Origin of the sequence: Promicromonospora sp. NPDC050249 (genome assembly GCF_040656015.1) — a bacterium.
In the GTDB taxonomy this organism is placed as follows: domain Bacteria; phylum Actinomycetota; class Actinomycetes; order Actinomycetales; family Cellulomonadaceae; genus Promicromonospora.
Window position 1 is genome coordinate 205,011 of the sequence record NZ_JBFAKY010000005.1, and the last position, 14,757, is coordinate 219,767.

Annotated in this window: 12 protein-coding genes and 3 tRNA genes; 7 read left to right on the plus strand and 8 right to left on the minus strand. The window is 70.4% G+C overall.

The window, feature by feature from the left end:
* Positions 1-338: 338 nt before the first annotated feature.
* From AB0I32_RS05935 to purM, 4 genes are all read left to right on the plus strand, one after another.
* Complete coding sequence (locus tag AB0I32_RS05935; RefSeq protein WP_357503861.1) at positions 339-4,892, plus strand: ExeM/NucH family extracellular endonuclease; 4,554 nt, start codon at positions 339-341, stop codon at positions 4,890-4,892.
* Positions 4,893-5,018: 126 nt separating this feature from the next.
* Positions 5,019-5,318: a hypothetical protein gene (locus tag AB0I32_RS05940; protein WP_357503863.1), complete on the plus strand. Its 300-nt coding sequence runs from the start codon at positions 5,019-5,021 to the stop codon at positions 5,316-5,318.
* A 73-nt stretch (positions 5,319-5,391) separates the two neighbouring features.
* Positions 5,392-6,939, plus strand: a complete 1,548-nt coding sequence (gene purF / locus AB0I32_RS05945) for an amidophosphoribosyltransferase (RefSeq protein WP_357503865.1) — start codon at positions 5,392-5,394, stop codon at positions 6,937-6,939.
* A 59-nt stretch (positions 6,940-6,998) separates the two neighbouring features.
* Positions 6,999-8,105 (plus strand): phosphoribosylformylglycinamidine cyclo-ligase, encoded by a 1,107-nt coding sequence (gene purM, locus AB0I32_RS05950; protein WP_357503867.1) that lies wholly within the window; start codon positions 6,999-7,001, stop codon positions 8,103-8,105.
* 63 nt (positions 8,106-8,168) lie between these two features.
* Here the strand turns inward: purM and AB0I32_RS05955 are convergent, their stop codons facing one another.
* Positions 8,169-8,387: a DUF3073 domain-containing protein gene (locus AB0I32_RS05955; RefSeq protein WP_357503869.1), complete on the minus strand. Its 219-nt coding sequence runs from the start codon at positions 8,385-8,387 to the stop codon at positions 8,169-8,171.
* Positions 8,388-8,982: 595 nt separating this feature from the next.
* Between AB0I32_RS05955 and AB0I32_RS05960 the strand changes: the two genes are divergently transcribed.
* Complete coding sequence (locus tag AB0I32_RS05960) at positions 8,983-9,192, plus strand: BldC family transcriptional regulator (protein ID WP_108495333.1); 210 nt, start codon at positions 8,983-8,985, stop codon at positions 9,190-9,192.
* A gap of 64 nt (positions 9,193-9,256) precedes the next feature.
* Here AB0I32_RS05960 and AB0I32_RS05965 read toward each other — a convergent pair whose 3' ends face one another.
* The 5 genes from AB0I32_RS05965 to AB0I32_RS05985 all read right to left on the minus strand — a co-directional run bounded on the left by AB0I32_RS05965 (position 9,257) and on the right by AB0I32_RS05985 (position 10,746).
* Positions 9,257-9,583, minus strand: coding sequence for a DUF3618 domain-containing protein (locus AB0I32_RS05965; RefSeq protein WP_357503871.1), 327 nt, complete (start codon positions 9,581-9,583; stop codon positions 9,257-9,259).
* Entirely contained in the window at positions 9,580-10,032 is a 453-nt protein-coding gene (locus tag AB0I32_RS05970; RefSeq protein ID WP_357503873.1) for a phage holin family protein, read from the minus strand. Before AB0I32_RS05970 ends, AB0I32_RS05965 begins: the two co-directional genes overlap by 4 nt.
* 295 nt (positions 10,033-10,327) lie before the next feature.
* Positions 10,328-10,400: transfer RNA gene (locus AB0I32_RS05975), tRNA-Phe, on the minus strand.
* 54 nt (positions 10,401-10,454) lie between these two features.
* Positions 10,455-10,528 (minus strand) — tRNA-Asp (locus AB0I32_RS05980).
* A gap of 145 nt (positions 10,529-10,673) precedes the next feature.
* Positions 10,674-10,746, minus strand: a tRNA-Glu gene (locus tag AB0I32_RS05985).
* A gap of 100 nt (positions 10,747-10,846) precedes the next feature.
* Between AB0I32_RS05985 and AB0I32_RS05990 the strand changes: the two genes are divergently transcribed.
* Positions 10,847-11,191: a metallopeptidase family protein gene (locus tag AB0I32_RS05990; protein WP_357503921.1), complete on the plus strand. Its 345-nt coding sequence runs from the start codon at positions 10,847-10,849 to the stop codon at positions 11,189-11,191.
* A gap of 111 nt (positions 11,192-11,302) precedes the next feature.
* On the opposite strand, the gene AB0I32_RS05995 is transcribed toward AB0I32_RS05990, so the two are convergent.
* Entirely contained in the window at positions 11,303-12,616 is a 1,314-nt protein-coding gene (locus AB0I32_RS05995) for a D-alanyl-D-alanine carboxypeptidase family protein (RefSeq protein ID WP_357503875.1), read from the minus strand.
* A 491-nt stretch (positions 12,617-13,107) separates the two neighbouring features.
* Between AB0I32_RS05995 and AB0I32_RS06000 the strand changes: the two genes are divergently transcribed.
* Entirely contained in the window at positions 13,108-13,719 is a 612-nt protein-coding gene (locus AB0I32_RS06000) for an antibiotic biosynthesis monooxygenase (protein ID WP_357503877.1), read from the plus strand.
* 22 nt (positions 13,720-13,741) lie between these two features.
* Here AB0I32_RS06000 and AB0I32_RS06005 read toward each other — a convergent pair whose 3' ends face one another.
* A complete protein-coding gene (locus AB0I32_RS06005; protein WP_357503879.1) occupies positions 13,742-14,602 on the minus strand; it encodes a glycerophosphodiester phosphodiesterase in 861 nt (286 codons plus the stop codon).
* Between the last annotated feature and the right edge of the window lie 155 nt (positions 14,603-14,757).

A 14,757-nucleotide genomic window follows, 5' to 3' on the forward strand; every position in this document is an offset into this window, starting at 1 on the left:
TGCTAACGGATGTCGGTGACACCCGCTAGCCTCGGCGTCGATCTCGTGTATCTGTCGCGGCAGGGTTCACCCGGTGCGGGGACACCAGTTTTCCCCGCGGGTGTCCAGCCGTAACCGCTGGTTCACGAGGCAGTGATTGGTTTGGTGACACTCGTGCCGGACCGCCTGCGCAACTGATGCGCGCCCGGCCACGGCGATGCCGCCGAACAAGACGTCCAGCAGCAGTGCACTCCCAGCCCGGCCTTCGGTCGGCTATTGCAGAAGGAGTCAGCGTGAGACCCACCACGCTCCGGTCCCCGCGACCGCACCCCCACCACCGTGGAAGGGCCGCAGTCGCAGTGGCTCTCTCCGCAGCGCTCGCCGTGCCCGCGACGGCGGCCTACGCCGCGCCGGCGGCCACCGCCGACGGCCCGGACTCCTGGCACGTCGTCATCAGCGAGGCCTACCTCGCCGGTGGCAGCACCGGCCAGCCGTACCGGAACAAGTTCGTGGAGCTGTACAACCCGACCGACGAGCCAGTCAGCGTCGACGGCTGGTCGGTCCAGTACAAGTCCGCGACGGGCGCGACGTTCTCCGGCGTCACCGCGCTGAGCGGCACCATCGCCGCCGGCGGCCACTACCTCGTGCAGGGCGCCTCGAACGCGGCGAACGGCGAGCCGCTCCCCACGCCCGACGCCGTCGGCACCCTCAACCCGAGCGGTACCTCCGGCGTCGTGGCGCTCGCGTCGCAGGCCACCGCCGTCACACCCGCGAAGGGCGCCGTACCGGCCGAGGGCGCCCCTGGCGTCGTCGACCTGCTCGGTTACGGCACCGCCGACACGTTCGAGACCGCTCAGGGTCCGGCCGGCCAGGGCACCGGCGTGGTCGGGTCCCTCGAGCGCACCGGCGACGCCGGTGACAACTCGGCGGACTTCGTGTTCTCCACCGCGGTGACCCCCGTCAACGGTGCGGGTTCCGAGCCCGAGCCCAGCCCCACCCCGTCGGTGCCGACCGAGCCCGGCGAGGTCACCCCCATCGCCGAGATCCAGGGCACCGGCGACGCCTCGCCGCTCGTGGGCAAGACGGTGACGACCCGTGGCGTCGTCACCGCCGTCTACCCGACCGGTGGGTTCAACGGCCTGTACCTGCAGACCGCCGGCACGGGTGGTGCCCAGGACCCGACGCCCGGCGCGTCGGACGGCATCTTCGTGTTCTCCGCAGCGGCGGCCGCCGACCTCTCGGCAGGCGACCACGTGGAGGTGACCGGCGCGGTCTCCGAGCACAACGGGCTGACCGAGCTCACCCCGTCGGCGGGCGGCTGGGCAGTGCTGAACGAGCCCGCGACGGTCGAGCCGACGGCGACTGCCTGGCCGGCCGCCGCCGCAGAGCGTGAGGCCTTCGAGGGCATGCTCCTCGCCCCGCAGGGCTCCTTCACGGTGACGGACAACTACGACACCAACTACTACGGCGTCATCGGCCTGGCGGCCGGTGCGAGCCCGCTCGTGCAGCCCACGACGGCGGGCCGGCCGGGGTCGGCGGAGTACGACGCGCAGATCGCGGACAACGCGGCCCGTGGCGTGCTCCTCGACGACGGCTCGTCGCTGAACTACAACTCGACCGCCAACAAGTCGAAGCCGCTGCCCTATCTGACGGGTGGTGCACCGCTGCGCGTGGGCGCCGGGGTCACGTTCACGCGCCCTGTGGTGCTCGACTACCGGTTCGACGCGTGGGGCTTCCAGCCGACGTCCCAGCTGACGCCCGACGTCGCCGACGCCGTGCAGCCCGCGACCTTCGAGAACACGCGCGAGGAGGCTCCCGCCGAGGTGGGCGGCAACCTTCAGGTCGCGACGTTCAACGTGCTGAACTACTTCAGCACCACGGGCGACGAGCTCACGGGTTGCACCTACTACACGGACCGTGCGGGTGACCCGGTCACCGTCTCGGGCGGCTGCGACGTCCGCGGCGCGGCCGAGGAGGAGGACCTGCAGCGTCAGCAGACCAAGATCGTCGCGGCGATCAACGCGCTCGGCGCGGACGTCGTCTCGCTGCTCGAGGTCGAGAACTCGCGCTACTTCCTCGACAAGTCCCGGGACCAGGCGGTGTCGGACCTGGTGGACGCGCTCAACGCCGCTGCGGGTGCAGGCACGTGGGCCTACGTGGCCTCGCCCGCAGAGGTGCCTGCCGACGAGGACGTGATCCGTAACGCGTTCATCTACCGCACGGCCACTGCCGAGCCGGTGGGCGAGTCGCACATCCTGCTGACGGGCGACGCCTTCGACAACGCCCGGCGTCCGCTCGCGCAGGTCTTCCAGCCCGCCGGCGGCGCGACCGACGCCGGTGACGACCTCCTCGTGGTGTCGAACCACTTCAAGTCGAAGGGCTCGGCGGGCCCGTGGCCGGGCGACGCCGACCAGGGTGACGGCCAGGGCGCCTCGAACGAGTCGCGTGTGCGTCAGGCGAACGACCTCGTCACCTTCGCGGACGCCCAGGCGCAGGCCGCCGGGACGGACAAGGTCCTGCTGGTGGGCGACTTCAACGCCTACGAGCACGAGGACCCGATCCACGTCCTGGCCGAGGCCGGCTACGTCGACCTCGCCGCTGAGACCGGCGAGTACTCCTACAACTTCGGTGGCATGGTCGGCTCGCTCGACCACGAGCTGGCCTCGCCCGCGGCGGCGGAGCTGGTCACCGGCGTGGACATCTGGAACATCAACGCGTACGAGCCGGTGGCGAACGAGTACAGCCGCTACAACTACAACGCGTCGATCCTCTACGACGAGACGCCGTTCCGGTCCTCGGACCACGACCCGGCGATCGTCGGGCTCGACCTGGGCGGCTCCGAGCCCGGCTCGGTCGACCTGGACCTCGTTGCCATCAACGACTTCCACGGCCGCATCGACCAGAACACCGTGAACTTCGCGGGCACGGTGGAGCAGATCCGCGCGCAGAACCCTGAGGGCACCGCCTTCGTCTCGGCGGGTGACAACATCGGCGCCTCGCTGTTCGCCTCCGCGCTGCAGCAGGACCAGCCCACCCTCGACGTGCTGAACGCGCTGGGCCTGAAGACCTCCGCGGTCGGCAACCACGAGTTCGACCAGGGCATGGCGGACCTCACCGATCGTGTGGTGCCCGCCTCGGACTTCAGCATCCTCGGCGCGAACGTCTACGACGAGGCGACGGGCGAGCCCGCGCTGCCGGAGTACGACGTCGTGGCGGTGAACGGTGTCGACGTCGGCTTCGTCGGTGTCGTCACGCAGGAGACTCCGACCCTGGTCACGCCAACGGGCATCGAGGGCCTCGAGTTCGGCGACCCGGTCGAGGCGCTCAACCGCGTCACGGACGAGCTGCTCGACGGCGACGCCGCGAACGGCGAGGCGGACGTGGTCGTGGCTCTCGCGCACGACGGCGCCGGTGGGGGCACGCCCGACGGTTCCACGCTGGAGGAGGAGATCGCCGCCGGCGGCCCCTTCGCCGACCTCGTGCAGAACACCGACCCGCGCATCGCGGCCATCTTCACCGGCCACACGCACAAGCAGTACGCATGGGACGCCCCGGTCCCGGGTGCGGCGGGGGAGACCCGTCCGATCATCCAGACCGGCAACTACGGCGAGTTCCTGGGCCACGTCTCCCTCACGGTGGACACGGCGACGTTCGACGTCACCGGCTACACCGCCGAGAACGTGGCGCGCACGACCACCCCGGCCGCCGAGCTGATCGCGACATACCCGGCGGTCGCCGAGGTCGACTCGATCGTCGACGCCGCGCTGGCCGAGGCCCAGGAGATCGGCGCACAGCCGGTCGGCGAGGTGACCGCCGACGTCACGACGGCGTTCGCGGGCGGCTCCTACACGGGCGGCGTCTACACCGGCGGCAACCGGGACGACCGCGCGTCGGAGTCGGCGCTCGGCAACCTGGTGGCGAACTCGCTGCGTGAGTCGCTCGCCGCCGAGGAGCGGGGCGGCGCCGACATCGGCGTCGTGAACCCGGGCGGCCTGCGCAACGAGCTCTACTTCGGCGAGGACGGCGTCATCACCTACGCCGAGGCCAACGCGGTGCTGCCGTTCGTCAACAACCTGTGGACGACCACCCTCACGGGCGCGCAGCTCGACACGCTGCTCGAGCAGCAGTGGCAGACGGACGCCAACGGCAACCGCCCCTCGCGCCCGTTCCTGGCGTTGGGCCTGTCGGACAACGTCTCGTACACGGCTCGGACGGCGGACCCGAACGCGACGCCGGGCGACAACGTCTCGTCGATCACCATCGACGGCGTGCCCGTCGATCCGGCCGCGGAGTACCGCGTCGGGACGTTCTCTTTCCTGGTCTCGGGGGGCGACAACTTCCGGGCCTTCACCGAGGGTACGGAGAGCCGGGACTCGGGCCTGGTCGACCGTGAGGCTTGGATCTCGTACCTGAAGAGCTCCTCGCCGATCACGCCGAGCTTTGCCCGCACCCGCACGGTCACCCCGGCGCTGCCGGGCACCGTCAAGGCCGGCGCCTCGACCGGCGTCAGCCTGTCCGGCCTGGACCTGACCTCGCTCGGTTCCCCGCAGAACACCGCCGTCGAGACCTTCCTGGTCCCGTCGGGCGGCACGGCGGCCGACGGCGTCTCCCTCGGTACCAGCACGGTCACCGGCGGCGCGACGTCGGCGACGGTCACCGTCCCGGCAGGCACGGCACCCGGGGCGTACCAGCTCCTGGTGCAGGCATCGCCGTCCGGTACCACGGCTCGGCTGCCGCTGACCGTCGAGGCCGCAGATCCGGTGGAGCCGGAGGCGCCCGCCTGGCGGCCGTTCAAGCTCTACTGGTGGGGCGACCTGGTGACCTACAAGGGCCTGGTCTACGAGGCGACCCGCCCGACGATCCTCCAGATCCCGGGCGTCGGAAAGCGCAGCCCCTGGCAGCTCGTCGGCTAGCCGGCCGGCTTCGCCGAGACAGAACCGCAGCGCACCCGTCGAGGGTGCGCTGCGGTTCTGCTTCGCCAGGGTTCTACCTCGTCACAGTTCTACGTCGGCACTCCGGGCGGCGCGTACCCTGGTTTCGTGAGTGAAACCCAGGCACCGAGCGACTCCGCCGACGACGTGGAGGTGCGCGACGTCATCGACCCGGCCAGCGTCCGCCGGGCTCCGCGCTACAAGGCGTTCTTCTGGACCGGCGCGCTGATCGGGATAGTCCTCGGGCTGGGCCTGTCCCTCTACCTGGTGAACTCGCCCTCCGGCGCGTCCATGATGAAGCCCGGCGTGTACGTCACGGTGCTGACGGCCTTTGTCACGATGGTGACGACGCTGCTGGCCGGCCTGTTCGCCGTGATCGCCGACCGCCGGAGCCTGCGCGGCCGCTGACCCTGCGGGCCCTGACACAGAGGTCACAGGTCGGGCAGACGACTTCGATCCGACCGCATGGGATACTCGGGGCATGCCTCTGCGCGGAGATGGCCGACTCAACCACGACCTCATGCCCGGCGAGAAGGGCCCCCAGGACGCATGCGGCGTCTTCGGGGTCTGGGCACCCGGCGAGGAGGTCGCCAAGCTCGCGTACTTCGGTCTGTACGCCCTGCAGCACCGCGGACAGGAGTCCGCGGGTATCGCCACCAGCAACGGTGAGCAGATCCTCGTCTACAAGGACATGGGACTCGTCTCCCAGGTCTTCGACGAGACAGCCCTGAACGCCCTGACCGGCCACATCGCCGTCGGGCACTGCCGTTACTCCACCACTGGTGGTGTGACCTGGGAGAACGCCCAGCCCACGCTCGGCGCGACGGCGTCAGGCACGGTGGCCCTCGGCCACAACGGCAACCTGACCAACTCGGCGGACCTCGTCAACCTCGTGGCCGAGCGCTACGGCGCGCAGCGCCGGGGCGAGCTCGCCCGCGGCAACACGACCGACACCGCGCTCATCACCGCGCTGTTCGCAGGAGACGCGGACCGCACCCTCGAGGCCACGGCGCTGGAGGTGCTCCCGCGTCTGCGCGGTGCCTTCTCCCTCGTCTTCATGGACGAGAACACCCTGTACGCGGCGCGTGACCCGCAGGGTGTGCGCCCGCTGGTCCTCGGTCGCCTCGACCGCGGCTGGGTGGTCGCCAGCGAGACCCCTGCCCTGGACATCGTGGGTGCGTCCTACGTGCGCGACGTCGAGCCGGGCGAGCTGATCTGCATCGACGCCGACGGCATGCGCTCCGAGCGCTTCGCCGAGGTCGAGCGGGCCGCCTGCGTCTTCGAGTACGTCTACCTGGCCCGTCCCGACAACACCATCAACGGCCGCTCGGTGCACGCCGCGCGCGTCGAGATGGGCCGCCAGCTGGCGCGCGAGCACCCCGTGGACGCCGACCTCGTCATCCCGACACCGGAGTCCGGCACGCCGGCCGCCGTCGGCTACGCGGCGGAGTCCGGTATCCCGTTCGGGCAGGGCCTCACGAAGAATGCCTACGTGGGCCGCACGTTCATCCAGCCGTCCGACACGCTGCGGCAGCTCGGCATCCGCCTGAAGCTCAACCCGCTGCGCGAGGTCATCAAGGGCAAGCGCCTCGTGGTCGTGGACGACTCGATCGTGCGCGGCAACACCCAGCGGGCCCTGATCCGCATGCTGCGGGAGGCGGGCGCCGCCGAGGTGCACGTGCGCATCTCGTCGCCGCCGGTGAAGTGGCCCTGCTTCTACGGCATCGACTTCGCGTCGCGCGCGGAGCTGATCGCGAACGGTCTGGGGGTCGACGAGATCGGGCAGTCGCTCGGCGCCGACAGCCTCGGCTACATCACGACCGAGGGCATGATCGCCGCGACCGAGCAGCCCAGCTCGCAGCTCTGCGCCGCGTGCTTCACCGGCAAGTACCCGATCGAGCTGCCCCCGGACGACCAGCTCGGCAAGCACCTGCTCGAGCAGGCGGAGCTGCCGCTCGGCCCGCCCGAGGACGGGCTCAAGCAGCTCGCCGTGAGCAGGGGCGGTTCGACCGCGCTCGAGCACCCGTGACCACACCGCTTCACCAGCAACACCGCTTCACCCGCCCCGACCACTCTCATGGAGCACCAGTGACATCCGAAGGCCTGACGTACGCCGCCGCCGGCGTCGACACCGAGGCGGGCGACAAGGCCGTCGAGCTCATGAAGGACGCCGTGCGCCGCACGCAGGGCCCGGCCGTGCTCGGCGGCGTGGGCGGCTTCGCCGGCCTCTACGACCTGTCGGCGTTCAAGGGGTACCGCGCACCTCTGCTGGCGACGTCCACCGACGGCGTCGGCACCAAGGTCGCGATCGCGCAGGCGATGGACAAGCACGACACCATCGGGTTCGACCTGGTGGGCATGGTCGTGGACGACATCGTCGTGATCGGCGCCAAGCCTTTGTTCATGACCGACTACATCGCGACGGGCAAGGTGGTGCCGGAGCGGATCGCGGACATCGTCCGTGGCATCGCGCAGGCCTGCGAGGTGGCCGACACCGCGCTGGTCGGCGGCGAGACCGCCGAGCACCCCGGCCTCCTGAAGCCCGACGAGTACGACGTCGCGGGGGCCGCCACCGGCATCGTGGAGGCCGACAAGGTCCTCGGCCCGGACCGGGTCCAGCCCGGCGACGTGCTGATCGGCATGGCGTCCAGCGGTCTGCACTCCAACGGGTACTCCCTGGTGCGCGCGGTGATCAAGCACGCGGGCTGGTCCCTGGACCGGCACGTGGACGATCTGGGCCGGGCACTGGGCGAGGAGCTTCTGGAGCCGACGCGCGTCTATGCGACCGACTGCCTGGCCCTTGCCGCGGACGAGGCAGCACAGGTCCACGCGTTCACGCACGTGACCGGCGGCGGCCTTGCCGCGAACCTGGCGCGCGTGCTGCCCGCAGGACTGGTCGCTACGGTCGACCGCGCGTCCTGGGACGTGCCGGCGGTGTTCCGCATGGTGCGCGATCTCGGTGGCGTACCGAACCGCGACCTGGAGAACACCCTCAACCTGGGCGTAGGCATGGTGGCGGTGGTGGGCGCTGACGGCGCCGCCGCGGCCCTCTCCCGCCTGTCCACGCTGGGCGTGCCCGCGTGGACGCTCGGGAGCGTCGAGACCCTGGATGCCTCTGCGGCGCAGGAAGACCTGGTCGCAGGGACAAAGGGTGTGTCCGGCGGCGCTGTCAGGCTCGTGAACGACTACCGCTGATGATGCGGAGCCGAGACCTGCTCGAGGACTGAACGCGGTGCCGGCGCTAAGGCGCCGGCACCTTTAACGCGCGTTGCCGTCCTGCTCTAGCCAGTCGGAGTACCTATTGTCGTACTCCTCGTCCTCCGGGGCGTCCCACCGCGACTGTGTCGCAGTCGCAACATCCGTGCGGGAGCTTCCGCTGAGCTCCTGCTCGAGGGCGTGATAATTGGTGTCCGGGCTGTAGTACTTCAGCTCGCGAGCAACCTTGGTCTGCTTAGCCTTCTGACGGCCGCGGCCCATGGCTCCGACCCCCCTCAACGTAGGAGCGGGGCGGCACCGTGCATGGACGTGCGGCCCCGTAGCGTTTCGTCTGTCCAGGTTCCAACGTTACATGCTGGTACGGCGTTTCTTCCAGTCCGTGGACGTGATTCGTCCGATCGCCTGATGTGACATTCGGATCACCCTGTCCCACAGGCCCCGCTCGGGTACGACCCGCTCCTTGACGGATGCATGTCCAACACCAGACCGACACGTTGCTGTGGCCCCTCGTTGGTCAGTACCCGTTTCACCTACCGGCGGATTCCCGCTCGCAGCACCGGCATGCCTTTCCCTGACGCTTTGCCGACTCCTGGCCGACGTGCGGTTGTCGACCGGTCTCACCCCTGCGACCGGGCGTACGCGGCGACGAGGTGCGGGCGGATAGTGCCATTGGCGTGTCGCACGTGTCCGAGACACGCCCGAAACGGGCGCGCGTGGCGAGGCCTGGAGAAAGTGAGGAAATAAACCGCTCCCCCAAGTCGCCTAAATCCCGTTTGCTGCTAACAATGGTGCAAGAGCGGGTGTCGTCAACCGCCTGGTACGGCCAGGCCGACACCGTTCCGGAGGAGGTGCGGGGATGTCCATCCACGGAGAATCCGAGGTCCTGCTCACGCCCGCCGAGGTAGCGAGCTTGTTCCGTGTTGACCCCAAGACAGTAACGCGTTGGGCAAAAGCGGGAAAGCTCTCGTCGATCCGGACACTTGGCGGTCACCGCCGCTACAAGGAGTCCGAGGTACGGGCGCTGCTCGGTGCGGCAGCGGACAGCTCGGGCGACTCTGACAACTAGTCAGGCGTCGTTGACGGATTGGTCGGCAAGCAGAACGAAGGCGCGCCGGGTGCTGCCCCCCAGCTCAGCCCCGCGCGCGCCTGAGTACAGCGGTCACGGCAACTGCCGTGCCGAGGACTACCAGACCTAGCGTGGCTCCTATCAGGAGCTTGGCGTTGCGGGCCCGGCGCGGATCTTGCGCCGGGCCGTTCTTGTTGCCGAACGCGCCTGTGGCCATCGCGCCGGCGTCACTGGCGGCCTGCTTGGCCTCGCGCGCGATGCGGGAGGCCTGATAGCCGGGGCTCAGACGGGTGGTCAGCTCGTCGATCGCCGCAGCGAGCTCCGCACGGGTACGGAGAACCTCGGCCTCGAGCTCATGGCTGCTGGGCGGCGGTGTTGTCGGAGTGCTCATCGGTGCATCCCCTCCTTGATCGACGCGATATCGTCCTTCACCCGCTGGACGCTCTCCGGCGGGGTGGTGCCCTTCTTCAGGAGCTGCACGCCCACCAGTGCCAGGACGGCCGTGACGAGCAGCATGAAGCCGCCTATGGCGAGCGCGGACAGCCAGAGCGGCCACACGGTCCCCAGGCCGTACACGGCGGCCAGGAGCAGCACGCCCACGGTGTAGACGAGGATCAGCAGCGCGAAGACCAGCAGTCCGATACCGATGCCGGACTTCTTCGCCTTCTCGGCCAGCTCTGCCTTGGCGAGCGCGATCTCCGCGCGTACGAGCCGGGACGCCTGGTCGGAGATCTGCTCGACGAGCTTCCCCAGCGACGCGGGCCGCTCGGGTTCCGGCGTACCTGTCGGGGCGCTGCCTGCTGCCCCTGTCTGGCTGTCGATCTTCACGTTCTCGATCATCTGCCCTCCCGTGCCGCCGTTTTCGTAACTGCGCCGCTGAAGACAACTCAACAGGTCAAGTGCGCATGGGGCAATTCCTGGCGCGGCGTGGCTCCGAGGAAAAGGGATGAAGGGAACCATGCGCGAATGGACATTTCCTGAAAGGAATTGCCTTGGAGTTGTCTGAGGACGGCCACCACTTCTGTGGAGTGTCGGTGAGCCCTGGCGCCCACGTCAGCCGCGGAAACGCCGATGGGCCGCACTTCCGAAGAAGTGCGGCCCATCGAGATCGCTGGATCCTGCGATCCTTTGGCTGTGGCTCCGACCGGCGTCGATCCGGTGACCTTTCGATTTTCAGTCGAACGCTCTACCAACTGAGCTACAGAGCCCTAGCGCGAACGCCCGGATAGTCGAGACAACCGACAACCCGGGCGTACCTCGCGCGACCCTGACGGGACTTGAACCCGCGACCTCCGCCGTGACAGGGCGGCGCGCTAACCAGCTGCGCTACAGGGCCTTGGATGCTTACCCGCATCCGGGGGGCTCTTTCCGAACCGTGAGAACCCTAACCCATCCCGGGCCCGAACCTGAAATCAGATTCGGACTCCGGCAGGATGACTTGCCTCACAACGTTCGAAACGTGGCTCTGACGAGCCCCTTCGTACCCCCAACGGGATTCGAACCCGTGCTACCGCCGTGAAAGGGCGGGGTCCTAGGCCGCTAGACGATGGGGGCTGGGACCTGGCAAGTCTACAGTCGGTCGGCGGTCTCGCTGCACCATCCACCACATGGTCTCGAACTGCCTCCTGTCAGGGATGATGGGTGCGTGGTGGAGATGACGCGAGAGGACTTCGAGGCAGCGGTCAGCGAGGGGCTTGACCTCGTTCCGCCGGATCTCGCGGCGCAGATGGACAACGTGGTGGTGCTCGTCGAGGACGACGCGCCCGCCGACGATCCGGACCTGCTGGGGCTCTACGAGGGTGTGCCGCTCACGGAACGCGACCACATGTGGGCCGCCGGCGCGCTCCCTGACCGCATCACCATCTTCCGTAACCCGACGCTCGCGTTCTGCGAGACGCGCGAGGACGTCGTCGAGGAGGTGGCGGTGACGGTGGTCCACGAGATCGCCCACCACTTCGGGATCGACGACGAACGGCTCCACGAGCTCGGCTGGGCATGACGAAGCCGGCCCCGACAGAGCCGGCTCCGACAGGAGCCGAGCTTCGCGGGGCCGGCTTCGTGGCGCTGACCGGTGCGCAGGGGACATAGCGCACCGGTCAGCGCGCACCGGTCAGTACGAGGTGCCGTACTCCCAGTGCCAGGCCTCCGGCTTGCTGCCGCCCGCCTGGGCCCAGGCGGGGTGCGTCCAGCCGTACCTGCCGGCGTTCGCGACCATCCAGGCGTGTTCCGCGGTGCCGAACGACTCGATGCCGCCGGACAGGTCGACCGCCTGCCCCCAACCGTGGTTGGAGGTGCCGGGCACCGCCGCGAGGCCACCCTTCGACGCTGCCACCGACAGCTGCTCCGCGTAGGAGCGGTATCCGTCGGTCACGTCCAGGTTCCGGCCGAATGCCGCCCGGAAGGCGCTGTTCAGGTTCTCGAGCTCCGCTGCGGCGTCGCACCGCAGCAGCTGGTCCGGTGCCCAGCCCAGGCCGCAGAGCACGCTCGACGGGATCTGCCCGTTGCCGTAGCTCTGCGCGGCCTCGGCCATCTCCTTCGCCTCGGCGACCCGGGCGGCAGCTGCCGCCCGTGCCTTGGCTGCCGCGCGTTCGGCGGCGCGGGCCGCACGGGCCTCACGCCGCTCCTCGGCGGCCTTCTTCGCGGCGGCGATCTCCTCCGGCGTCGGGCCCGCCTTGACGGACACGACCGCGTCGCCGTCGGCCTTGGTGATGAGCCGCTGGAGCGAAGCCGTCACCTTCTCGATGCGGGTGGCCGACGGCGCCGCCGTGGCGGCGGACGTCCCGGCGCCGGCCGCGGCGTCCGCTTGCCGCGCCGCCGGGGTCAGGTCGACCGGGGCTGCGAGCGGGGTCTCGAGGACGGGGCGCCCGGTGGTCCCCTGCTCGCTGAGCGGTGCGACCCCCGTGAGGGTGCCCGCCAGGTTGGTGGGCTCGGTGGCAGCCGCGCTGGGGGTGGCGTTCGGAGTCGGCTCACCGGCGGCGGGGACGCCCGCCGCACGCTCGGCGAGCGAGGCACGCTCGCCGTCCCGGGAGGCAGCGGGAGCCTGCCGGGTACCGGCGATGCCCGTACCCGAGCCCACGCTCGCCTGCTCCAGCATGGACCGCAGGTTCTGAGCGGCCGCCCGGAGCTGCTTGCGCTCCTTGCGGTCGAGGTCGCCCTCGCGGGTCACGTACTCGGCGTCGGTCAGGACGGCGGTCGCCTTCTCGGAGGCGGACCGCATCGCCGGGTCGGCGACCAGCGCGCTGCCGACGACGACGGGTCCGGCCTGTGCGGCACGCTCGGCGACTGCAGCGCTGCCCGCGGAGCCGACGGCGTCGCCGTCGGTCCCGGTGAGGCTGACCGCCGCCGTGGTGGTCAGGGCGACCGAGGTGAGTGCTGCGGCTATCGCGAAGGACGAGCGGCGCACCATGGGGTGGCCCGATGGCACCACGGCTACCGCATGTGCTCCGCTGGTGCCCGGGCGTCGCGTACGACGGGGAACGAGTGCGTGGTCGCCGCGCGTCAAGGACGATCCTGACACTCGGGGACAGGGACAAGGCGCGCCGTGCGGGGCGCGACGGGGTTCGGCGTCTGGGGCACGCTGAGCTTCCGTTCTGCGGCTGGGCACGCTGACACCGTGAGGGGCTGATCCCTCTGGCGGACGGTGACGGGTGCGCCTGCTGCTGTCTGGCCACGGCGCGCGACGGGTCGCGGAGGTCATGGCTGTCGCCGCGTGGAACCGGGCCGGGAGGCCCAGGGGGTTGGTTCCATGCGGCGACATTCAATGCTGGACGACCGTCCAAGAGTTATGGAACCCCCTCCGCGGAGGCGTGCCTCACAAAAACTGGGCGCAGATGGTGGCGCGACCGTGAAGGGCCGACAACCTGGGGTGTGCGCGCTCACATTGAAGGGCGCAGGGGCATGCGTGACACTTCGAGCATGGCCCATCACGACCAGGCCGCGAACGGATCCGTGCCCACCCCCGCCGGACAACCCGTCACCGTGTCCATCCACCGCATCGTCAACCCCGACCACATCCCCGAGGTCACCCGCTGGGTGCAGTCGGGCGTCAACCTCGCCAACCGCTGGGACGGCTTCCTCGGCTCGGGCTGGATCCGCGCCGCAGAGGGCTCCCGCGACTGGCACATGCTCTACCGCTTCGCCGACGCCGACCGGCTCGCCGCCTGGGAGCAGTCCGCCGAACGCCGGGACTGGCTGGCGCAGGGCACCGGCCTCGTCGAGGAGCTGCGCTACCAGCAGCGGACGGGCATCGAGGGCTGGTTCGAGGACCCGACGCGCGTCGACGAGCCGGCCGACGTCGCAGCCGTCGTCGTGCCGCCCCGGTGGAAGCAGGCGACGAGCATCTGGCTCGGCTTCTTCCCGGTGAACCTGCTCTTCACCGCCCTGTTCACCTACCTGGTGCCCGGGTGGGACGACGTCGCGCTGGTGCTCAAGGTGCTGATCTCGACGCTGATCCTGACGCCGATCATGGCGTACTGGGTGCTCCCGTGGGTGACCCGCAGCCTGCACGGCTGGCTGCACCGGACCTAGCCCGCACGCCGCACGGGACAGGTCAGGCGGTGCCCGCGACGACCCGCGGCGCCGGGACCCGGCGCCGCCGCAACCGGATCCCGCCCCTGCTCGGCGACGGTGGCGCGGCCTGCTGGTCGTTCCGGCCCGCGAGCCGGCCGGCGAGCCAGCCGGCGAACCGCTCCGGCCGGTCGGTGATGACGGCGTCGACGCCCGCGCCGTCGTCGGTGTCGACGAGCGTGGTCCACGCGGCGGGGTCGTTCGCCGTCCAGGACATGACCCGCAGGCCGGCCGCGTGCAGACGGGACACCAGGCGCGGGCTGCCCGCGACCGTCGCGACCGACGGGTTGCAGGCGACCACACGAAGGCGCTCGCAGAGGCGCAGCAGCCCGGGCGGGTCGAACGAGACGAGCAGGCCGCCCGGCAGGTGCGGCGCGACGTCACGCACCGTGGCCACGGTGCCCGGCCAGAAGCTCTGGACGAGCACGCGGTGGTCGAACCCGGCGTCGGCGATCGTGGCGGTGACCCGCTCGACCTGTTCAGCGGTCCACGAGCCCTTGAGCTCCAGCAGCAGGTCCGTGTCCGGGTGCCGCACGAGCACGCCCAGCACGTCGGCGAGCGTGGGCACGCGCTGTCCCCTGAACGCGGGGGAGAAGCGTGCGCCGGCGTCGAGCCCGAGCACCTCGTCCGAGGTCAGGGCGGAGACCTTGCCCGTGCCGTCGGTGGTGGCGTCGACGGTCTCGTCGTGGATCACGGCGCCCACGCCGTCGGCGGTGGGCTGGAGATCGATCTCGACGGCGTCCGCACCCGCGCGGCACGCGGCCTCGACCGCTGCGAGCGTGTTCTGCGGCGCTACCGCGGAGTAGCCACGGTGGGCGATGACTGCGGGACTGGCGACGGCCATGCTGACCTCCGGGTCTGCGGTTCACTCACCACGCTAGGCCGCCCTCGCGCGGCTTCCCAGTGGGAGGCGGGCGAATTCCGGGAGTGTTCCGGGACAGTTCACCGCCCGGCCCTGAGGCCGCCGTGTCGGCCACCCGGGCGAAACCCGCCGGATGC